Below are 20,120 nucleotides of genomic sequence, written 5' to 3'. Positions count from 1 at the left end.
CCCTGCGGGCCGGAGGCGGCGGTACCACGGAGGAGAGGGCGGGACGGCCCGCCACCGATGGCGAGGAGAGGTATCAGCATGTCCCGCTACGTCTACAGCTTTCGCGAGGGCAACAGGGATCTGACGGACCTGCTCGGCGGCAAGGGCGCCAACCTGGCCGAGATGACCCGGATGGGGCTGCCGGTGCCGCCCGGTTTCACCATCACCACGGACGCCTGCCGTGAGTTCCTCCGTACCGGCGCGCCGCCCGACGGGTTGTTCGCCGAGGTCGAGGAGCATCTGCGGCAGGTGCAGGCGGTTCTCGGCAAGCGGCTCGGCGACCCGGCCGATCCGCTGCTGCTGTCGGTGCGGTCCGGCGGCAGGTTCTCGATGCCCGGCATGATGGAGACGATCCTCGACATCGGGCTCAACGACGTCACGGTCCTCGGGCTGGCGGCGCGCAGCGGTGACCCGCGGTTCGCCTGGGACTCCTACCGGCGGTTGATCCAGATGTTCGGCAAGACGGTGTACGGGGTTCCGGGCGAGCTGTTCGAGGCGGAACTGAGCTCCGCCCGTACCCTCAACAACGCCGCAAGCGACGCGGACCTGGACGCCGCCGCCCTCCGTGACCTGGTCGCCGCCTATCAGAAGGTGTTCACGGCGCATGCCGGCCGCGACTTCCCGCAGTCGCCGCACGAGCAGTTGCACGCCGCGATCAGCGCGGTGTTCCGGTCGTGGAACGCCGACCGGGCGGTGCTCTACCGCCGGCGCGAACGCATCCCGCAGGATCTGGGCACCGCGGTGAACGTGATGGCGATGGTGTTCGGCAACCACGGATCCGCCTCCGGCAGCGGCGTCGCGTTCACCCGGGACCCGGCCACCGGCAGGCGCGGCGCCTACGGCGACTACCTGCCGAACGCCCAGGGTGAGGACGTGGTCGCCGGTATCCGCAACACCATGAGCCTCGGCGATCTCGCCGCGATCGACCCGGCGAGTCACACCGAACTGCTGTCGATCATGGAGAAGCTGGAGCAGCGGTACCGGGATCTGTGCGACATCGAGTTCACCATCGAGGACGGCAAGCTGTGGATGCTGCAGACCCGGGTCGGCAAACGCACCCCGGCCGCCGCGTTCGTGATCGCCGCCCAGCTCGTCGACGAAGGCGTGATCAGCCTCGACGAGGCGCTGGCCCGGGTCACCGGCGACCAGCTCGCTCACCTGATGTTCCCGGGTTTCGACACCGCCACGGCCCCGGAGCCGCTGGCCACCGGGGTACCCGCCTCCCCCGGCGCGGCCGTCGGCGCGATCGTGTTCGACTCCGCGGCCGCCGCGGCCGCCACCGGACCGGTGATCCTGGTCCGGCCCGAGACCAACCCCGACGACCTGCCCGGCATGATCGCCGCCCAGGGCATCCTGACCAGCCGCGGCGGCAAGACCTCACACGCCGCGGTCGTCGCCCGGGGCATGGGCAGGACCTGCGTGTGCGGGGCCGAGGAACTGCTCATCGACACCACCGCCGGCACCCTCACCGCCGGCGCGACCGTCCTGCACGCCGGGGACGTGATCTCCCTCGACGGCACCACCGGCCGCGTCTACCCCGGCACCGTGCCGGTACGCTCGTCACCGGTGGTGCGCTACTTCGAGCAGGAACTGTCCTCGATCGGCGACCCGCTGCTCAGCGCCGTGCAACTGCTCATGACGCACGCCGGCCACGTCGCCCGGCTGGGCGTGCACGCCAACGCCGACACCGCCGCGGACGCCCAGCGGGCACGCCGCTTCGGCGCGAGCGGGGTCGGCCTGTGCCGTACCGAGCACATGTTCCTCGGTGAACGCCGGGAACTCGTGGAACGCCTGATCCTCGCCGGCGGCGACGACGAGCGCGAGGCGGCGCTCGCCGCCCTGCTGCCGCTGCAACGCGACGACTTCATCGACCTGTTCGCGGCGATGGACGGGCTGCCGGTGACGGTCCGGCTGATCGATCCACCGCTGCACGAGTTCCTGCCCCCGCTGGAGGATCTGACCGCGCGGGTGGCCCGGGCCGAGGCGCTCGGCCGGGACGCCGGGCACGACGGGCGGCTGCTCACCGCGGTACGCCGGATGCACGAGCAGAATCCGATGCTGGGCCTGCGCGGCGTACGTCTCGGCCTGGTCGTGCCGGGCCTGTTCGCGATGCAGGTCCGCGCCGTCGCGGAAGCCGCCGCCGCGCGGGTCGCCGCCGGCGGCGACCCGCGGCCGGAGATCATGGTCCCGCTGGTCGGCGCGGTTCAAGAGCTTGCGGCGGTACGCGCGGAAGCCGGCCGGATCCTGTCCGGCATCGACGGCGTCCCCCCGATCCGGATCGGCACCATGATCGAGGTGCCACGCGCGGCCCTCACCGCGGGCGACATCGCTACGGCCGCCGACTTCTTCTCCTTCGGCACCAACGACCTCACCCAGATGACCTGGGGATTCTCCCGCGACGACGTGGAGGGCGCGTTCTTCAGCCGCTACCTCGACCTGGGCATCTTCGCGGTCTCCCCGTTCGAGACCATCGACGCCGGCGTGGGCGAACTGGTCCGCATCGCCGTCGAACGCGGCCGCGCCACCCGGCCGGACCTGACCGTCGGCGTCTGCGGCGAACACGGCGGCGACCCGGCATCGGTACGGTTCTTCCACGACGCCGGCCTGGACTACGTGTCCTGCTCGCCCTTCCGGGTGCCGATCGCCCGCCTCGAAGCCGGCCGTGCCGCCACCCGGGCCGGCGGCTCCGACAGCCGATAGCTCACTCCGCCAGGCGGCGGCACACGGCCAGACCGGTGACCGCCGCCATGGTGAACGCCATCGACGCCGCGCCCGCCACCCCGATGACGATGATCACCCATTTGTTCCAGAGCCGCCGGCCCGATCTGTAGGTAGTGGCCCGCTGCCGCGCCTCCTGTTCGGTCCGGAGCTTGTCGAGTCGGTGCATGGCTACCTCCTGCCCACATTGCGCGATACGCGCCGGGAACGAGGCGGCGCCCGGGCATACCGGCGCTCCTACTGTCCTGAGACTGCTCGCGGTTCGAAACGGGCAGGGCTGGAAGTCTCCCATGGCCCACATCGATGTGGCCCGCCTGCCCGGCGGGCCACATCGATCGAGAATTCAGCGGGTGAGCAGCACCTTCAGCGCTCCGGTCCGGGCGGGCTGGGCGAAGACGTCGTACGCCTGCTCGATCGCCTCGAGGGGAACCGGCGGGTGACCAGTTGCGAGACGTCGAGCTGCCCGTCGGCCAGCATGGTCAGCAGGCGCGGTGTCGAGGAGGTGTCGACCAGACCGGTGGTGATCGTGACGTTGCGGATCCACAGGTCTTCCAGGTGCAGAACGGCAGGTCTGCCGTGCACGCCGATGTTCGCGACGGTGCCGCCGGGGCGTACCAGGGTGGTGCACAGCTCGAAGGTCTCCGGGATGCCGACGGCCTCCATGACCACGTCGGCGCCCAGCCCGCCGGTCAGCGCGCGGATCGAGCCCAAGGCGACCCGGTCGGGAGTGAGCGTGACGTCGGCGCCCAGGTTCTTGGCCGCCTGCAGCCGGCTCTCCGCCTTGTCGATCGCCACGATGTGCGCCGGTGAGAACAGCTTGGCGGTGATGATCGCGGCGAGGCCGATCGGGCCGGCGCCGACCACGACCACGGTGTCGCCGGGCCGCACCCCGCCGTTGAGCACGCCGACCTCGTAGGAGGTGGGCAGGATGTCGGCCAGCATCACCGCGGCCTCACTGCTGACCTGTTGCGGAAGCCGGTACGTGGACAGAGGTCCGGATCCGGTGCCCGCCGACGTCCAGCGCACCGTCGTCGGCCACCCCGACCGGGAGACCGAGCCGGCCGAACGTCGAGTCGTACTCGAGGAGAGGGGCCAGCGTCGCCGGGTCGTACAGCATGTCCGGCCGCTGTCGCCTTGGCGCCATCTGCGACGGCCTATCAACGGGAGAAGACGGTCAGGTGCCGTTGGGAGGCGGTCAGCAGGTGGGTGTGGACCTGCCGGGCGTCCGGCGCGGTCAGCCCCTGGAGGTCCGTCGTCAGACCGGTGATCGACTCCCGCTCGACCTGCTGTCCCACCGCCGGCGCCCCGGTCAGGCCGGCTTCGTCCTGCTTCCGGAACGTGTCGTAGGTGCTCTGCACAACCAGGTCGGTGAAGGTGCCGGTGACCCAGGCGATCCCGCGGCGGCTGCACGCGGTGGAGACCCTCGGCTCGGTCACCGTGATCGCCGCCGACAAGACCGGGCCACTGACCGAGAACCGGATGTCGGTGCAGCGGGCGGTCACCGCGGACGGCGCGGCCCATGCGGTCTCCGGCACCGGGTACGCCCCGGAGGGAACTGTCGAGGGCGGCGGTGACCAACTGCGGGAACTGGCGCGGGGCGCGGCCCTGTGCAACGACGCGGCCCTGCTCGCGCCGGATGCCGACCGCCGGGACTGGGCGGCCGCCGCACGGGGCACCGGCGAGGCGTTCGAGCGGGCGCCGCATCCTCGAGCGGGCCGCCCGGCGCGGCCGTTCCCAGCGCCGGCTCGGCACCGAGCCGGCTCACGAGGCGCCGGTGCTACTCCTCCAGGAGCCAGACGTGGGCCACGAGTCGTCTGTGCGCGGGACTGGGCAACTGGTCGATGCGCAGCATCGCCCAGCGGTTGCCGTAGCTGAGAGCGCAGACCCGGTCACCCACCTGGAGATCCTCGACGGCGAGGATGCCTCCGCCGCCCACACCGTCAGGCAGTCCCCGGCAGGTGCCCGGCGGGTCCTCCGGCCGCATCAGTTCGACCAGGTTCTCCGGCCGTCCGTCTACTCGCGGAATAGCATAGAGGGACGTGTCCGCGCCGGACAGATATATGTCGCGGTTCTTGGCGCTGGCATCCTTCCCGGACCATCCGCTGTTCTTCGTCACCTGGTCGCCCGGAATCAGATCCAGATCGTATCCGTGCCCCAATTTCATCGATATTCCGAACTCGGCGAAAATCTCCGAGGAACGGCCGCGCTGCACCGTGGATGGCGCACCGGTCGGGGCGTTCCCCGTCGAGGGAACACTGTTCGGGCCGACGGCCACCGGAGCCGACCTCACCGGGTCCGGCTGGCGCGAACCAGCCGCTCGGAGAGGCAGCGGGGCGGCGGCGACGGCGAGCCCGGCGAGTGCGAAAGACGCGGCGATGAACCTCCGGGGCCGAGACGAGCGCAGCTTGCCGGTGACCAGGAACGAGAAGAGGATCGCCGCCAGTACCGTGATGGATATGCCCAGCGCCCTCACGGCCGCGGGCACGGAAAGGGTGACGATCTGAGCGATGTCGGCGAGGAGGCCGATCCCGGCCAGCAGGGCGGTGACTCCCGCGCATCCGGTGAGCAGCAGCAGAATACGGGGGATGTGACCATTCGGGGCATCGGATCCGGTGGCGGCGGCACCGGATTCGGGGCTTTCAGTAAATGCTTCCGGCATTTCGATGTCCTTGCGCGTGTCCGTCGTGCCGCGACTCTAGCAGCGCGTCAACATTCCGTACCCGATTCGATCTCGGAATGGCTTGTCGGCTAGGTGACGGATTCGTTTCTTGAACTGTCGGCCTCACCTGATCGGACCATCCCCCTCGGGTAGAACGGCTGTCACCGGCCCTCGGCGGGTCTGCTGGATCAGCACCCCCATGGCCGCCGTGTCGATGCCCCGCACCCGGTCCTCAGCGGACGATCCGGCTCTCGCCGTAGGTGTCATGAGGACAGGTCGCGACGGCGGTAGCCGCCGATGCCGATGGCGGCCGGCACCGCCGCTGCGGTGAGGATGACCGCCGAGGCTGTCATGTCCGGACCGGTCAGCGGGACCGGTGCCAGGTGGGCGAACGGTGAGATGTCGCGTACCCACGATGGTGCGGCGATGCTCTCGGCGAGCACCAACAACAGGAATCCTCCGATACTGGGCAGGCCACCGAGCAGTCCGGTCCAGCGAGGTGCCCAGCCGGCCGCGAAGACGGCCGCGCCGAGGCTGAGCAGCACGATCGGCAGGACGTTCCAGACGCCTCGTAGCACGGCGGTCACGGCGATCTCACCGCCCATCACGGTGACACCGGCCCAGGTGAGCAGCCCGGCGCCGGTGACCAGGACGGTGGCGGCTACGGCGGTGACCGCCATCTCGGCGCCGAGCAATCGGAGGCGGGCGACGGGCTGGCTGGTGAGCAGGGTGAGGCGGCGGTCGGTTTCGGCGGCCAGGAAGGCGGTCATCCGGACGGTGGTGAACCCGGCGGCCGGCAGAGCGAGGATTGCGAACAGGGTCGCGGTGAATCCGGCGATGCTGCCCAGCCCGGCGAACCCCGCCTGTGCTGCTCCGCCGGCCAGGGCGGGGTTGTCGCGCAGGAACCCGGTGACCGATACGGTGGTCAACCCGATCAGCAGATAGTAAGCGCCGACACCGATCATCCAGCCGGTCAACGGGCGCAGCGCCCGGCGTACGGCGAAGGTCTCCACGCTCACCAGCAGCCGCGTTCGTGGACGTCGTCCGGCAGCCGCCGGGAGCAGGCCGCCCCGCACGTCGCGATGCCCGGCCGCGGCCAGCGCCACGACGGTGACCAGAACGGTCGCCGCGGCCAGCAGCAGCAATGGCAGGGGGCGGTCGTGGACGTAGGGGCCGCTGAGGGCCAGCAGCCCGAACGGTGACAGCCAGTGCAGCCAGCCGAGCGCGGTGATCCCGTCGCCGATCATGCGGGTCAGCAGGCCGACCCCCAGTACCGCCACCGCTGCGCCGGTCGCGGGTGCCCGGGCGGGAAAGACCTGGGCGGTCAGCGCGGCGACCACGGCGAAGAACATGCCGAGCAGGCCGGTGCCGGTGCCGTGGAGGATCGCCCCGGCCGGCGGGGTGCCGGCCACCAGGAGAACGGCCGTGATGGTGGTCGCGGTGGCGGCCGGGACCACCATCACGGCGGCCAGGTGGCGGATCAGGGTGTCGCGCAGCCGGAGGCGTCCGGACAGCAGCACGTCCCACCGTCCGGCGTCCTCCTCACCGCGGGTGATCCGGGTGGTGGCCAGGATCGACCAGACGCCCAGGGCGATCGCGACGACGGCGCCGACCCGCCACACCGTGAACCCGCCGGCGGTGTCGAGGCCGACGGGTGCGCCGAACAGGGTACGGATCGCCGGGTTGCCGGCCAGCGCCTGCAGACTGCCGGCCGCCGCCGGGTCGGCCATCACCTGTGCGTAGCCGGCGGCCACCAGCGCGGTCACACCCGTGGCGAGGCCGGTGACGAGCAGAGCGCCGCGCCGGATCTGCCGGACCGCCAGCCGGGTGACGGCCCGGCCCGGAGCGTGAGTGGTGGGAAGGCTGACGGTGGCCGACGGAGGGAGGGTGTCGATGGTCATCGGGCCACCTGCTCTCCGTAGTAGTCGAGGAAGATCTCCTCCAGGCTCGGTTCCCGTACGGCCAGCGCGGTGACGTCCGCGGCGGCGAGAGCTTGCAACGCCGATGCGGGCGGGCCGGTCAGCGTGAACCGTAACTGCCCGTCTCCGGCGCCCTCGATCGCGGCGACCCCGGCGATCGAGGCCAGCTCGGGTGCGGTGCCGGTGTAGGAGATCGTCACCTCGGATCGGTGCAGGCCCCGCAGGTCGCTGATCGTGGCCACTTCGACGAGCCGGCCGGCGCGCAGGATCCCGACGCGGTCGCAGACGGCTTCGACCTCGGCCAGCTGGTGGGAGCTGAGGAACACCGTCTGCCCGCGGTCGCGGGCGTGCCGGACGGCGGCACGGAATTCGTGTTCCATCAGTGGATCGAGGCCGCTGGTCGGTTCGTCGAGGACCAACAGCGGTGCCCGGGTGGCGAACGCGGCGATCAGGGCGACCTTCTGCCGGTTGCCCGTCGAGTACGTCCGGGCCGGTTTCGAGGGGTCGAGAGCGAACCGTTCGACGAGCTCGTCGCGGTAGGCGATGTCGGTGCCCGGGCCGGTCCGGGCTTGCAGGTGCAGGACCTCGGCGCCGGTGAGCTGAGGCCACAACGCCACATCGGCCGGCACGTAGGCCAGGTGCCGGTGGGCGCGGGACACGTCAGCAGCATCGACACCGAACACCTCGGCCCGCCCTGCGGTAGGCCGGGCCAGGCCGAGCAGCAGCCGGATGGTGGTGGATTTGCCTGCCCCGTTCGGGCCGAGGAACCCGAACACCTCACCCGGCTGGACTTCCAGGTCGAGGGTGTCGAGGGCGGTGAGGCGGCCGTACCGTTTCGTCAGCTGAACAGCGCGCAGCGCGGGATCGGTCATCGCGGGGTGCCTTCCGATCGGGGACGTGGAGCTATGACCGCCGACCAGACTTCCCGGCACACCTGTCGCTCACCGTACGCCTGTCCCGCACCTAGCGGGAAGACCCGCCGTCGGTCAGCGCCGCACGGGGTCGTCGTCCCAGAAGTCAGGGCAGATCGCGAGCTCCGCCGGGCTCAGTACGTGTCCGCCGTCGCCGAGCAGGTCTCCCGCAGCATGGAGACCGTGTCGGCCGGCAGCGAGGAAATGGGCGCCTCGATCCGGGAGATCTCCCAGAACGCCGCCGAAGCGGCCCGGGTGGCCGGCAGACCGCCACAACGGCAGAAATGAACCGCAGCGTCGCCGAAGCAGCTGGCGGCACCAACGACATCACCCAGAACATCACCCTCGCCGCGCACAACGCCAGCCGCGGCTGCCTCCGGCCGTTCGCCCGTCGCCCATGATCCGGCGAACGCCACGTGAAGGTCATCTCCAGTGCAGGCGGGCGTCAGCTGAGCCGCCTACAACCGGACCCTATGACAACGAACATCGACCGGCGCCGACTGATCGCCGGTGCGGCCGCGGTCGCCGGCGTCGCCGCGCTCGCCCAGGTGCCCGCCGACGCGGTCGCCGCGGCGCCGGCGCTGCCCGGGCGCAAGTACCCGTTCACCCTCGGCGTGGCCTCCGGCGACCCGACGGAGTCCGGTGTGGTGCTGTGGACCCGGCTGGCGCCGGAACCGTTCGCGCCGGACGGCGGCATGCCGTCCCTGCCGCTGCCGGTGCGCTGGCAGATGGCCCGCGACGAGCGCTTCCGGCACGTGGTCCGGGAGGGGGTGGCCTGGGCGGCGCCGCAGCTGGGGCACAGCGTGCACGTCGAGGTGAACGGGCTGCCCGCGGACGGCGAGTGGTTCTACCGGTTCGCGTACCGGGACCAGCGCTCACCGGTCGGGCGGACCCGGACCGCGCCGGCCCGGCGTGCCCCCGGCGGTTCACTGGACATGGCGGTGGTCTCCTGCCAGGCGTGGGGCGACGGCTACTACCCCTCCTACGCGCACATCGCCCGCGACGACCTCGACCTGGTGCTGCACCTGGGCGACTACGTGTACGAGGGCGGCGTCTCGGCCACCGGCGGCAACCGCAACGTCGCCGTCGCGGACACGGCGCGGCCCGCGCCGGTCACCCTGCAGCAGTGGCGGATCCGGTACGCGCTCTACAAGTCCGATCCGGACCTGCAGGCCGCCCACGCGCGGGTGCCGTTCGCGGTCACCTGGGACGACCACGAGGTGGCCAACGACTACGCGGGCACGGCGACCGCCTCCGACCCGGACATCGCCGCCCTGCGGGCCGCCGCCTACCAGGCCTGGTACGAACACCAACCGGTCCGCGCCCCGGCCCGCCCCACCGGCGCCGGCCCGCGCATCTACCGCCGCCTGCACTGGGGCCGGCTCGCCCAGCTCGACATCGTCGACGGCCGCCAATACCGCACCGCACCGGCCTGCTCCTGGGGCGAGGGCGACGCCTGCGCCGGCCAGTACGCCCCCGAGGCCACCATGCTCGGCACAGCACAGGAGCAGTGGCTCTACACCGGTCTGGCCGCATCCTCCGCCCGGTGGAACATCCTCGGCAGCAACGTCATGGTGGCCCGCCTCGACCACGACGGCGACGCCGGCCACCGGCTCTGGCACGACGCCTGGGACGGCTACCCGGCCGCCCGCAACCGCCTCACCCGGGCCTGGACCCGCCACGACGTACCCAACCCGGTCGTGCTCACCGGCGACTGGCACTCCACCTTCGTCAACGACATCCACGCCGACTTCGACCACCCCGGCTCACCGGTGGTGGCCACCGAGTTCGTCGGCACGTCCATCTCGTCCAACGGCGATCGGGAGGTGTACGGCCCGTACTACGGCCCGATGATCAAACACAACCCGCACATCCGGTTCTTCGACGGCGACCGGCGCGGCCACCAACGGATCCACCTCGACCGGAACGCGCTGCGGGTCGAGGCGCGCATGGTCACCACCGTGTCCCGGCGCGACGCCCCGCAGTACACGCACGCCGCGTTCGTCGTGGAGAACGGCAGGCCCGGCGCCCAGCAGGTCTGACCCGCCGACAGCCGGCCGTCGCGGCGGCCGGCTGTCACCGCTGCCGGTGGCCCGGCGGCGCGCCCTGGCCTTCCTGGAGCCGTGGCAGCAGACCGCTGGTCTCCGTGCCGTGTGCGGCGGGATGCCGGGTGGGCAGGCGGACGGTGAAGGTGGTGACGGCTTCGTCGGGCTCGCTGACGGTGACCGCGCCGCCGTGCTGGTCGACGATGGCGCGGGCCAGGGTGAGCCCGAGACCGGTCCCCGGCACGCCCTGGTGGCGGGCGGCTCCGCCGCGGAAGAACAGATCGAACAGCTGGGCTCGTTCGTCGGCGGGGATGCGGACGCCGGTGTTGGAGACCGCGAGGGTGGTGGCGCGCTCGTCGGTGTGGATCTGCACGCCGACGACGGTGTCGTCGCCGGCCCAGGTCAGGGCGTTGCTGATCAGCTCGTCGGTGACCTGGCGCAGACGGTGCGGATCGCCGTCGAGGTAGGCGGTGTCGGGTGTGTTGATGTCGATGGCGACCGGGGCCGTGGCGCTCCGCCGGGCGGCGTCCACGGCGGCGTGCACCACCGCGGCGAAATCGGTGCGGCGGATGGCCAGGTCGGCCCGCCCGGAGCGGACGCCGGCGACGTCGAGCAGTTTCGCGACGATGGTGTGCAGCTTGGCGGAGTTGCGCTGCATGGCCTCCAGCATCTCCCGGTGGTCGGGGGCCAGTCCGGGCTCGTGCAGCATCATCTCGGCGTTGGCCTGCATGCTGGTCAGCGGGGTGCGCAGCTCGTGGCCGACGAGGGCGATGTACTCGTCGCGGGTCCGGTCGAGTTCGGCGGCGAGACGTTCGGCGCGGCGGCGTTCCAGGAACTCGCCGATGTGGGCGCAGATGCCGGTGAGCACGGCGGTCCGTACGTCGTCCGGGACCTCGGTGGTGTCGCTGTAGCAGACCAGGACGCCCAGCACCATGGCGCCGCTGGGGATCGGGATGGCGATGGCGGCGCGCAACGGCCCCCAGTCGTGGGCTCGTTCCTCGGCGTTCAGGTCGGGCGCCCACACCGGCTCGGTGATCTTCCACGCCCGGCCCGGCAGGCCCTGGCCGGGCAGCAGCGGGTCGGTGAGACGACAGGGCAGATCCTGACCGGTACGGGTCCAGCAGGTCATCCGGCGCAGCACCTGGGTGACCTCGTCGACGGTCCAGAACTCGCTCGCGGCCCAGCCGGCCATCGCCCCGACGATCGCCACGGCCTCGTGCATGACCTCGTCGGCCGGCGCCGGCCGGGACAGCACCCCGGAGACCTGGAACTCGCATTCCCGCAGCCGGGCGGCCCTGCGGTGCACTGTCACATCGTGCATCGCCACCACCGCGGCCAGCCCGGGACGGCCGGCGACCGGCCTGCCGTGCACCCGGAAGATCCGCTCCGGCTTCCCCGGGGCGCGGACCACCACCTCGGCGTCGCGGACATGTTCACCGTTCAGCGCCCGTACCAGAGGCAGTTGCTCTGCTTCCATCGGGTGGCCGGCAGCGTCGTGCAGGTGCAGCCGTTGCGGCCACTGTCGCGCCGGCAGCCCGTCGAGCCGGTTCCCGACCAGGACCCGGGCCGTCTGGTTGACGAGCACCGGCCGGCCGGCGCCGTCACAGCCGACCACGGCCACGTCCAGGCTGTCGACGACCGCGGTCAGGGTCTGGTTCTCCTGCTGCAGACGGCGCCGGGCGAAGACCTCGCTCTCCATCTGCTCGGTACGCGCCCGCAGCTCCGCGGCCAGCTGACCGGACCCGGGATCCTGCCTGTCGCGCATGTAGGCGGTGACGTCCTCGGTGCGGTGCACGATCCATCGCATCTCGCCGTCAGGGCCGAGGATCGGCGCGTTGACCGGCGCCCAGTAGCGGGTGGCGAATCCCCCGGTGGGCTGCGGGATGTCGTACTTCTGGATCGCCATGACGTCGGTGACCCGTTCCCGCAGGACCCGCCGCAGGGAGGCGCCCCATGCCGCTGTGCCGTCGGCGTCCGGGTCCTCCGGGTTGTCCGGGAACGCCTCGTCGAAGGGCCGGCCGACGAGTTCGTGCCGATGTCTCATCGTCGCCGTGAGGTAGGCGTCGTTGGCTTCCACGATCACCAGTTCCGGGTCGAGGACGACCACCGGTGACGGGATCCCGCGGAATAATGCCTCGTAATCCATCATGTCGGACGAATCACCCATATAACCACCTTAGCCGGGGTCTCCCGGCCCGGTGGACGTCACGGCGAAGCGGCGGAAGCAGCCGTTCGACGGTGTCGCTGGAGACGGCCCAGCGCTTCGATCCCGCTCACTGACCCCTCCTCACCACGACGCCAGAGGCAGTGTGCCGTACCCCGGGGGCGTGGTCAGTACGAGGCGATGTGGTGGGGGGACGCGAGGTCGAAGCTGTGCCCTCCGGGGTGGCGGGCCGGGAGCAGGCAGTCATCGCCGGCTTCCACATCCACCCCGTCGCAGACCTCGCGGTGGAACAGCTCACGCTCGCCCGGACTCCAGGAGAGCCACCACGACTGGTCGCCGTTGCCGGCTGCGGCGACGAACGCGGTGTGCCGCCCGTCGGGGTGTTCGGCGGCCAACTCGCACCGCACGTGCCGGCAAGGAGGCTCCACGAGATCCTTGAGACCGTTCACGACGGCGAGTTCCATCACGGTGAGGATGGTCAGCGTCCAGCATCGCGACACCAGCGCTGCCGGATGGGCGCTCTCGTGAAACATCACCACCCGTCAACCGTAGCGATCGGCACGCCGGTTCGCCCGGCAGGGAGAGCGGCCGGCAACGCCGGATCTCCCCGCCGGACGCCCGGACGCGTCGCGGACGGCCTCAGCAGGGGTCCACGCCGTCGATCCAGTTCTGCCAGCCCCATCGCCCCAGGTTGGGATCGGAGTGCGGGGCGGTGCTGCCGAACTTGTAGGCCCAGCTCCCTTCCCAGTTGTAGAAGCGGGCGACCGTTCCGGTCGTCTGGTTGTTGTAGTACGAGTCGAGCCGGTCGTTCTGGCCGTAGTTGCCGAGATTGACCAGGCTGCAGGAATAGAGCTCGCGCAGCAGGCCGGTGTAGTTCGGGCCGTCGAACAGGCAGAGGTACTTGTAGGTGCAGATGGCCGCCGCCCGGGCGGCCGGAGCGGACAGCGCGCGGGCCCGTTCCTCGCCGGGAACCGGCACGACCACCTTGACCCGGCCGTCGTCGGACAGCACCTCGTTGGCGCTGATCTGCTTGCCGCCGACCTTCATCTCGGCGAGGACCTGGTCGACCTGGCTCTGCAGCCGGCGCGCCTGCGCCTGGTCCAGACCCGCAGCGCGCGCCTGCTCGGCGAACGCCGCGGGCGCCGCCGCGCTCGCGGGCGCCGCGCCGGCGACCTGTGCGGACGCCACCACCGCCGCCGCGACGGCCAGGGCGGCCGCCCATCTCCGGGCGCCCCTGATCATTCTTTCCCTCATCCCCGTTTTCCCTTCCGCTGATGGAGATACCGGTGCCGTCGGCTGGTCGCCGGCGGCGCGGATACGAGTCTCGGGAGCGGGCCTCGACAACGGCTCGCCGGAACCTCGACGTCATCGGCGCCGTCGTTGACAAACGCGGAACAGCACAGAAACATCGACGCAGACCTATGCGTACGGGGGATGCATGGAGCTGCGGCTGCTGGGTCCGGTGGAGTTGTGGGACGGCACGGCAGCGGTGAGCCCGGGACCGCCGCGCCAGCGAGCCCTGCTCGCGGCCGTGGCGGTCGACGCGCCACGCCCGGTGCCGGTGGACACGCTGCTCGACCGGGTGTGGGGTGAGGCGGCGCCGCGGCGGGCGCGCCACGGCGTACACGTCTATGTCGCCCGGCTGCGCCGGGTCCTCGCCGGGCCGGACCCGGCAGCGGAACCACCGGTCCAGCTGGTCCGCGGCCCGGCGGGATATCAGCTGCGCTCCGACCCGGATGCCGTCGACGTGCTGCGCTTCACCCGGTTGCTGACCGAGGCGTCGGCCGCGAACTGTGCCGACGAGCGGGCCGTACGCCTGCTCGGCGAGGCGTTGGGGCTGTGGCAGGGCGAGCCGCTGGCCGGCATCCCCGGTGAGTGGACGGCCCGGATCCGGCAGGGATGGCACGAGCGGCGTCTCGACGCGGCCGTCCGGTGGGCCCAGCTCTGCCTGCGGCTGGGCCGTGGCGCGCGGGTCGCCGGCCCGGTCACCGCCCTGCTGCGGGAGTACCCGACCACCGAACCGCTCGCGGCGGCGCTGATGGGGGCGCTGGCCGAGACCGGCCGGGCAGCCGAGGCGCTCGCCTGCTTCGCCGCGATCCGGGAACGGCTGCGCGACGAGCTGGGCGTGGAGCCGGGGCCGGACCTGCGGCGGATCCATCTGGCGATCCTGCGCCGGGCCGAGGACCCCGAACCGCCGCCCGCGGTGGCGCCCACCGAGCTGCCGCCGGACGTGCCCGCCTTCGCCGGGCGGGAACGGGAACTCGCTCGCCTGGACGCGCTGCTGGACGATGCCCGGCCGGGCACGGCGGTCGTCGCGGTCTCCGGCATGGCCGGTGTCGGCAAGACGGCCCTCGCCCTGCACTGGTCCCGCCGGGTGGCGCACCGGTTCCCGGACGGGCAGCTCTTCGTCAACCTGCGCGGGTTCGACCCGGTGGACCGGCCGGTGTCACCGGCCGAGGCGTTGCGCAAACTGCTGTACGCGCTCGGCGTGCCCGCGCACGAGCTGCCGCCGGACCCGGACACCCGGCAGGCGCGGTACCGCGGTCTGGCGGCCGGCCGGCGGCTGGTGATCGTGCTCGACAACGCCCGTGACGCGGAGCAGGTGCGCCCGCTGCTGCCCGGCGCTCCCGGCTGCCTGGTGCTGGTGACCAGCCGTGACGCGCTGGGCGGCCTGGTCGCCACCGACGGGGCGGACGCGCTGCCGCTCGGCGCCCTGGACGCCGGCGGATCCCGTGATCTGCTCGCCGGACGGCTCGGGACCGGCCGGTTGCTGGCCGAGCCGGACGCGGTCGACACGATCGTGCGCGCCTGCGCCCGGCTGCCGCTGGCGCTGGCGGTGGTCGCCGCCCGGGCCGCGACCCGGCCGCACTTCAGCCTGTCCGCGGTCGCCGCGGAGCTGATCGGCGCGAACCTCGACGCGCTGCAGGCGGGCGACGCCCGTACCGACCTGCGGACCGTGTTCGCCTGCAGCTACCGCGTCCTCGACCGGCCACCGGCCGACCTGTTCCGGCTGCTGAGCCTGCATCCGGGCGCGCACGTGACGGTACCGGCCGCGGCCAGCCTGCTCGGTGTGCCGCCCGGAGAGGCCGGGCCGCTGCTCGCCGCGCTGGCACGGGCCAACCTGATCATCGAAGAGGCGCCGGGACGGTACACGCTGCACGATCTGCTGCGCGCCTATGCCGCCGAGCTGGCCGCGCGGGATGAGGAGGTTTTCCGGTACGCGGCCCTGCGGCGGCTGCTCGACCATCTCCTGCACACCGCGCACGGGGCCGCTCTGGTGCTCGCCCCGGAACGCACCCCGCTGTCGCTGCCGCCGCCCGCGCCGGGCGTCCGGGTGGACCCGCCGGCCGGCGAGGCGGCGGCGCTGGCCTGGTTCACCGCTGAGCACGCGACGCTCATCAGTGCCGTGCAGACCGCCGGGCGGGCCGGTTTCGACAGTCATGTCTGGCAGATCATCTGGACCCTCGCGGACTTCCTCACCCGCCGCGAACACACCCGGCTGTCCGCGAACCCCGGCCGCCACGATCCCCGCGTGCACTTCCGGCACGCCCTCTACCAGTACGAGCATCTGAGCGAGCCGACCGGGCGGGCCCGTACCCACTTGAGCCTCTCGCTCGCCTGCGAACAGCAGGGCCGGTACGACGAGATGCTGTGCCACCTCGAGCAGGCGCACGAGCTGTTCCGGGCTGGGGAGCACCGTACCGGGCAGGCGTTCGCCCTGGTCGGGCTCTGGTGGCTGTACCTGCAGCTGGGCAACCTGGATCGGGCGTTCACCCACTGCCGCGAAATGCTGGAGCTCTATCAGCGGCACGGCGACGTGCCGGGTGAGGCCAGTGCCTGGGACAGCCTGGGGCAGACGCTGCACCACAGCGGCGACCACCGGCGGGCGGTCGCCGCGTTCCGCCGGGCCGCCGGCCTGCTCGCGTGCTCCGCGGACGAGTACAGCCGGGCGTACGTCCTGGTGCGGCTGGGCGACGCCTGCCAGGCGGCGGCGCAGACCGCGGCGGCCCGGTCGGCCTGGGAACAGGGGTACGCCCTGCTGCGCGACCTGAGACATCCGGACGCCGAGGCGATCGCCGCCCGCCTCGGTGACACCGCGCGGAGCCCATAGCAAAAGATTGCGGATTCCACCACGTCGGGAACTCGACACCATTCACTCGACGCCATTCAAATGATCAAAGAAGTGTCGGGTATCCACTCCATACGGATGAGATTCCCTCGGTTCCATTGACTCGGCCGGCGATTCCCCTGCTACCGGCCCTTCACGGCAAGATGTCCGAATAGGGCTTTCCGTGTCCTTGCGCCCACATCTCACGGGCGTACAAATACGGATTTGCGGCCCTCAAGATGATGCGCGGGGAGCCGAGCGGTTCCGACGGTTTACCCCGAAAGCATTGGCCACAGTGGATCCTTGCCATTGCGTAGGCGCGCTGTTACTGTACGAAAAGTCTTCACCGGAAGAGCACGTCCCATTCTTCTGTCCACGCGTGTTTCATCGCCCAAACGGCTTTACATGCGCAGTGACAAACGTCCGAGGACGCCGATAAGCCGCCCGGGAATTTTGATGACCGCAACGTCCGAGAACACATTGTCGCCGCATCGCGCACGCGATTTCCGGCTCTATTGGATCGCCGGCGGGATCGACGCGCTGGGCTCCCACTCGTCCAGCATCGTCCTGCCGTTGGTCGCCATCGCCATCTCCGGCTCACCCACCGCCGTCGGCGTGGTCGGCGCCCTGGCCGTGGCCGGCAGGCTCGCGGCGGCGCCGGTCACCGCGGTGCTGGCCGACCGGCTGCCCCGCCGCTCCATGATGGTCGGCGCCCTGCTGACGGCCGCCGCCGCGACGGGTGTCGTCTTCGGCGGGCTGCTGACGGACACCCTGGCCATCGGCGTGCTGGCGGCGGCGGCCTTCGTCGAGGGCGCCGCGCAGTCCGGGTACGAGTCCGCCGGCGCGGGCGCGATCCGCCGTCTGCTGCCGGCCGACGACCAGCGCGCTCTGGCCCGGATGGAGGCCCGCAACCACGCCGCCCAGATCCTCGGCCCGCTGCTCGGCGGAGCGCTGTTCCAGGTGGCGCGCTGGCTGCCGTTCCTCGCCGACCTCATCTCGTACGTCATAGCGGCGGTCTGCGTGGCGGTCATCCGCACCGACCTGACCCCGCACCGGGAGGAGCCCACCTCGTTCCTGGGCGACCTGCGCGCCGGTCTCCGGTTCGTGGCCGGCCAGCCGTTCCTCCGGTTCGTCACGGTGTGGGCCGCCGGCATCAACTTCGCGTTCGCCGCCCTGATCTACGCGGTCATCCTCATCTCGGACCGCCGGGGCGCCGCGCCGGTGTCGATCGGCCTGGTGCTGACGGTCGCCGGCATCGGCGGGCTGCTCGGGGCGCTCGCCACGCCGCGGGTGGTGCAGCGCCTCCGGCCCGCCGTCACCGTGGTGGCCGCCTCCTGGGCGATGGTGGTGCTCGTCGGCGCCCTGGTGGCGGCGCGGCAGACCTGGAGTTACGGCCTGCTGATCGGCCTGGTGTTCCTGCTCAGCCCGATGGTCGGTGTGCTCCTGCAGGCCCGCGCCATCATGGTGACCCCGGACCACCTCCAGGGCCGGGTGGCGACGGTCATCGGCACGGTCGGCGAGGTGCCGCAGATGTTCGCGCCCCTGCTGGCGGCGGTGCTCGTGGCCCGGGTCTCACCGGCTGTGGTGGCGCTGAGCTGCGCGGCGCTGCTCGCCGTGCTCGCCGCCTACGCCACTGTCAACGTCCGGCTGCTGCGCACCGGCGCCTCGCCGGCCGACCCGAGTGAGCCCACCGGCGACGCCACGCCGGCCGACGTACCGACGCCTGAGGAGGACCAGCGATGAGCCGCACGTTCCGGCTCTACTACCCGGTGCTGCCCACGATCGCCGAGCAGGCCCCGCACCGGGCGGTGTACGTGGGCGAGGCGGACGACCGCTGTCAGATCTTCGCCTGGAACCGGCGCACCGGGACGACCCGGCAGGTCACCGACCGGCCCGCGGGCACCACCCGGGCGGCGATCGACCCCGCCGGGGAGACCGTGTGGTGGTTCGACGACGACCTCAGTGGCGCCGGCCGGTGGCAGTTGGTCGACTTCGCCGGGTTCGCCGGCCCCCGTGCGGCCCTCCCGGCGACGGTGTCCGGCCGGCCCGCCGGTCTCGCCATGGCGGCCGACGGCACCGCGATGATCGGGCTGACCGACGAGCAGGGGCTGACCGTGCACGTACGCCGTCCGGACGGAAGCCACCGCGTCGCGGTGCGCCGGGACGGCTACGCGTACGTCGTCGACGTGGACGCCACCGCCCGGCTCGTCGTCGTGGGCGCCGATCCGGCCGCCGCCGACGCGGTCACCGTCCACACCGCCGACGGGGAACAGCCGGCGGTGCTGGCGGGCGGCCCCGACCGCCGCGTGTGGGCGCTGGGGTTCGCCCCCGGCACGTCGCGGCTGCTGCTCGTGGTGGAGACCGGCGGCGACTACCGGCTGGCCACCTGGACCCCGGAGGACGGGCTACGGCACCACGACGCGCACCGCTTCCCGACCGAGATCACGGCCTGCTGGTACCCCGACGGCGACCACGTCCTGGTCCGCCAGGACCGGTACGCCGAGAGCCTGCTGTACCGGGTCGGCCTTACCGGCGCCGACCGGGCCCCGATCGACGTGCCGGCCGGCAGCGTGCTGGACGCGGCGGTGTGGCCCGACGGCGACGTGGCGTACGTCTGGACCGACGCGGCCACCCCGCCGCAGTTGTGCTCCACCGGCGGCCTGACGCTGCCCGCCGGGGACGGCGCGGGCCCGCGCACCGGAACCGCGCCGTCGGCCCGCCGCGGTGACATCTGGGTGCCGGGTCCCGGCGGCGACATCCACGCGCTGGTGACGACGCCCGCCGACCGTACCGGCCCGGCGCCCGCGGTGTTCCTCGTCCACGGCGGACCGTCAGAGCACGCGCGCAACGCGTACGACCCGGTGGTGGACCTGCTGGTGCACACCGGCTGCGCCGTCGTCCGGGTCAACTACCGCGGGTCGAGTGGCTACGGCGCGGCCTGGCGCGGCGACTTCTCCGCCGGCGTGGGGCACACCCAGCTGGAGGACCTGGCCGCCGTACGCCGCCGGCTGGTCGACGACGGCGTGGTGCTGGCCGGCCGGACCGCGCTGTGGGGCCACTCCTGGGGCGGCTATCTCACGCTGCTGGCCGTCGGTGTGCAGCCGGACCTGTGGCGGCTCGGGATCGCGGTCACCCCGATCGCCGACTACGTCGCGGCGTTCCACGGCGCCAGCCCGGCCGTCCGCGCCCTCGACCGGACGCTGTTCGGCGGCGCCCCGGACGACGTACCGGAAAGCTATCGCCGCGCCTCTCCGGTCACCTACGCCGATCAGGTGCGGGCCCCGGTGTTCCTCGCCGTCGCGACCGACGACGTACGCTGCCCGCCGGAGCCGGTCGAGCAGTACGCGGCGCTGCTGACCCGGCGCGGTGTCCCGAACCGGCTTCTGCGCCTGCACGCCGGTCACGAGGACGTCGACGCCCGCAACCACGTCGCCCTCATGCAGGCGGTGCTGCCGTTCATGCAGCGGCACTTCGAAGGTGTCCGGGACGAGGGCACGCCGATCGCGCTGGCTCTGGCGCGACCGGCGGGCTGATCCCGGCGGGCCTGGCCCTGCGAG

16 protein-coding genes are annotated in these 20,120 nt (G+C 72.3%); 6 read left to right on the top strand and 10 right to left on the bottom strand.

All coding sequences use genetic code 11. The features are described from left to right. Nucleotides 1-57 precede the first annotated feature (57 nt). Nucleotides 58-2,739: a pyruvate, phosphate dikinase gene (ppdK, locus tag ACZ3II_RS27890; RefSeq protein WP_465520710.1), complete on the top strand. Its 2,682-nt coding sequence runs from the start codon at nt 58-60 to the stop codon at nt 2,737-2,739. Nucleotide 2,740: 1 nt separating this feature from the next. On the opposite strand, the gene ACZ3II_RS27885 is transcribed toward ppdK, so the two are convergent. The 7 genes from ACZ3II_RS27885 to ACZ3II_RS27855 all read right to left on the bottom strand — a co-directional run bounded on the left by ACZ3II_RS27885 (nt 2,741) and on the right by ACZ3II_RS27855 (nt 8,207). Next, a complete protein-coding gene (locus tag ACZ3II_RS27885; RefSeq protein ID WP_465520709.1) occupies nt 2,741-2,926 on the bottom strand; it encodes a hypothetical protein in 186 nt (61 codons plus the stop codon). Between the two features lie 194 nt (nt 2,927-3,120). Next, entirely contained in the window at nt 3,121-3,699 is a 579-nt protein-coding gene (locus tag ACZ3II_RS27880; RefSeq protein WP_465521287.1) for a zinc-binding dehydrogenase, read from the bottom strand. A gap of 10 nt (nt 3,700-3,709) precedes the next feature. Beyond that, the gene (locus ACZ3II_RS27875; RefSeq protein ID WP_465520708.1) at nt 3,710-3,901 is read right to left on the bottom strand and encodes a hypothetical protein; all 192 of its coding nucleotides are present in this window, start codon (nt 3,899-3,901) and stop codon (nt 3,710-3,712) included. A gap of 13 nt (nt 3,902-3,914) precedes the next feature. Then, complete coding sequence (locus ACZ3II_RS27870) at nt 3,915-4,292, bottom strand: ferritin family protein (RefSeq protein WP_465520707.1); 378 nt, start codon at nt 4,290-4,292, stop codon at nt 3,915-3,917. Nucleotides 4,293-4,534: 242 nt separating this feature from the next. Continuing rightward, nucleotides 4,535-5,416 carry a hypothetical protein gene (locus ACZ3II_RS27865; protein WP_465520706.1) on the bottom strand — a complete coding sequence of 294 codons (882 nt, stop codon included), beginning with the start codon at nt 5,414-5,416 and terminating at the stop codon, nt 4,535-4,537. 263 nt (nt 5,417-5,679) lie between these two features. Beyond that, on the bottom strand, nt 5,680-7,317 hold the full coding sequence (locus tag ACZ3II_RS27860) for an ABC transporter permease (protein ID WP_465520705.1): 1,638 nt from the start codon (nt 7,315-7,317) through the stop codon (nt 5,680-5,682). Then, nucleotides 7,314-8,207: an ABC transporter ATP-binding protein gene (locus ACZ3II_RS27855; protein ID WP_465520704.1), complete on the bottom strand. Its 894-nt coding sequence runs from the start codon at nt 8,205-8,207 to the stop codon at nt 7,314-7,316. Before ACZ3II_RS27855 ends, ACZ3II_RS27860 begins: the two co-directional genes overlap by 4 nt. 180 nt (nt 8,208-8,387) lie before the next feature. On the opposite strand from ACZ3II_RS27855, the gene ACZ3II_RS27850 reads away from it, so the two are divergent. Then, on the top strand, nt 8,388-8,534 hold the full coding sequence (locus tag ACZ3II_RS27850) for a hypothetical protein (RefSeq protein ID WP_465521308.1): 147 nt from the start codon (nt 8,388-8,390) through the stop codon (nt 8,532-8,534). A 185-nt stretch (nt 8,535-8,719) separates the two neighbouring features. Next, nucleotides 8,720-10,288: an alkaline phosphatase D family protein gene (locus ACZ3II_RS27845; RefSeq protein WP_465520703.1), complete on the top strand. Its 1,569-nt coding sequence runs from the start codon at nt 8,720-8,722 to the stop codon at nt 10,286-10,288. Nucleotides 10,289-10,322: 34 nt separating this feature from the next. Here the strand turns inward: ACZ3II_RS27845 and ACZ3II_RS27840 are convergent, their stop codons facing one another. From ACZ3II_RS27840 to ACZ3II_RS27830, 3 genes are all read right to left on the bottom strand, one after another. Further along, nucleotides 10,323-12,458 carry a PAS domain-containing sensor histidine kinase gene (locus ACZ3II_RS27840; protein ID WP_465520702.1) on the bottom strand — a complete coding sequence of 712 codons (2,136 nt, stop codon included), beginning with the start codon at nt 12,456-12,458 and terminating at the stop codon, nt 10,323-10,325. Between the two features lie 164 nt (nt 12,459-12,622). After that, complete coding sequence (locus ACZ3II_RS27835; RefSeq protein ID WP_465520701.1) at nt 12,623-12,994, bottom strand: hypothetical protein; 372 nt, start codon at nt 12,992-12,994, stop codon at nt 12,623-12,625. 100 nt (nt 12,995-13,094) lie between these two features. Further along, nucleotides 13,095-13,697, bottom strand: a complete 603-nt coding sequence (locus ACZ3II_RS27830; protein ID WP_465520700.1) for a peptidase inhibitor family I36 protein — start codon at nt 13,695-13,697, stop codon at nt 13,095-13,097. Nucleotides 13,698-13,893: 196 nt separating this feature from the next. On the opposite strand from ACZ3II_RS27830, the gene ACZ3II_RS27825 reads away from it, so the two are divergent. The 3 genes from ACZ3II_RS27825 (at nt 13,894) to ACZ3II_RS27815 (ending at nt 20,096) form a co-directional block, all read left to right on the top strand. Continuing rightward, entirely contained in the window at nt 13,894-16,566 is a 2,673-nt protein-coding gene (locus tag ACZ3II_RS27825) for an AfsR/SARP family transcriptional regulator (protein WP_465520699.1), read from the top strand. 453 nt (nt 16,567-17,019) lie between these two features. Beyond that, nucleotides 17,020-18,306 (top strand): MFS transporter, encoded by a 1,287-nt coding sequence (locus ACZ3II_RS27820; RefSeq protein ID WP_465520698.1) that lies wholly within the window; start codon nt 17,020-17,022, stop codon nt 18,304-18,306. Continuing rightward, the gene (locus ACZ3II_RS27815; protein ID WP_465520697.1) at nt 18,303-20,096 is read left to right on the top strand and encodes a S9 family peptidase; all 1,794 of its coding nucleotides are present in this window, start codon (nt 18,303-18,305) and stop codon (nt 20,094-20,096) included. Before ACZ3II_RS27820 ends, ACZ3II_RS27815 begins: the two co-directional genes overlap by 4 nt. The last annotated feature ends 24 nt before the right edge of the window (nt 20,097-20,120 follow it).

Source organism: Actinoplanes sp. NPDC019969 (assembly GCF_055562375.1).
Note: the sequence above shows the minus strand (reverse complement) of the source record. Positions and strands in the feature narration are given on the sequence as shown.

What these genes read in the sequence shown, in the direction of transcription:
- ACZ3II_RS27840 (WP_465520702.1), bottom strand. Translation starts at nt 12,458, where the DNA reads ATGGGTGATTCGTCCGACATGATGGATTACGAGGCATTATTCCGCGGG.
- ppdK (WP_465520710.1), top strand. Translation starts at nt 58, where the DNA reads ATGGCGAGGAGAGGTATCAGCATGTCCCGCTACGTCTACAGCTTTCGC.
- ACZ3II_RS27885 (WP_465520709.1), bottom strand. Translation starts at nt 2,926, where the DNA reads ATGCACCGACTCGACAAGCTCCGGACCGAACAGGAGGCGCGGCAGCGG.
- ACZ3II_RS27820 (WP_465520698.1), top strand. Translation starts at nt 17,020, where the DNA reads ATGACCGCAACGTCCGAGAACACATTGTCGCCGCATCGCGCACGCGAT.
- ACZ3II_RS27875 (WP_465520708.1), bottom strand. Translation starts at nt 3,901, where the DNA reads ATGGCGCCAAGGCGACAGCGGCCGGACATGCTGTACGACCCGGCGACG.
- ACZ3II_RS27815 (WP_465520697.1), top strand. Translation starts at nt 18,303, where the DNA reads ATGAGCCGCACGTTCCGGCTCTACTACCCGGTGCTGCCCACGATCGCC.
- ACZ3II_RS27880 (WP_465521287.1), bottom strand. Translation starts at nt 3,699, where the DNA reads ATGCTGGCCGACATCCTGCCCACCTCCTACGAGGTCGGCGTGCTCAAC.
- ACZ3II_RS27855 (WP_465520704.1), bottom strand. Translation starts at nt 8,207, where the DNA reads ATGACCGATCCCGCGCTGCGCGCTGTTCAGCTGACGAAACGGTACGGC.
- ACZ3II_RS27825 (WP_465520699.1), top strand. Translation starts at nt 13,894, where the DNA reads ATGGAGCTGCGGCTGCTGGGTCCGGTGGAGTTGTGGGACGGCACGGCA.
- ACZ3II_RS27865 (WP_465520706.1), bottom strand. Translation starts at nt 5,416, where the DNA reads ATGCCGGAAGCATTTACTGAAAGCCCCGAATCCGGTGCCGCCGCCACC.
- ACZ3II_RS27830 (WP_465520700.1), bottom strand. Translation starts at nt 13,697, where the DNA reads ATGATCAGGGGCGCCCGGAGATGGGCGGCCGCCCTGGCCGTCGCGGCG.
- ACZ3II_RS27860 (WP_465520705.1), bottom strand. Translation starts at nt 7,317, where the DNA reads ATGACCATCGACACCCTCCCTCCGTCGGCCACCGTCAGCCTTCCCACC.
- ACZ3II_RS27845 (WP_465520703.1), top strand. Translation starts at nt 8,720, where the DNA reads ATGACAACGAACATCGACCGGCGCCGACTGATCGCCGGTGCGGCCGCG.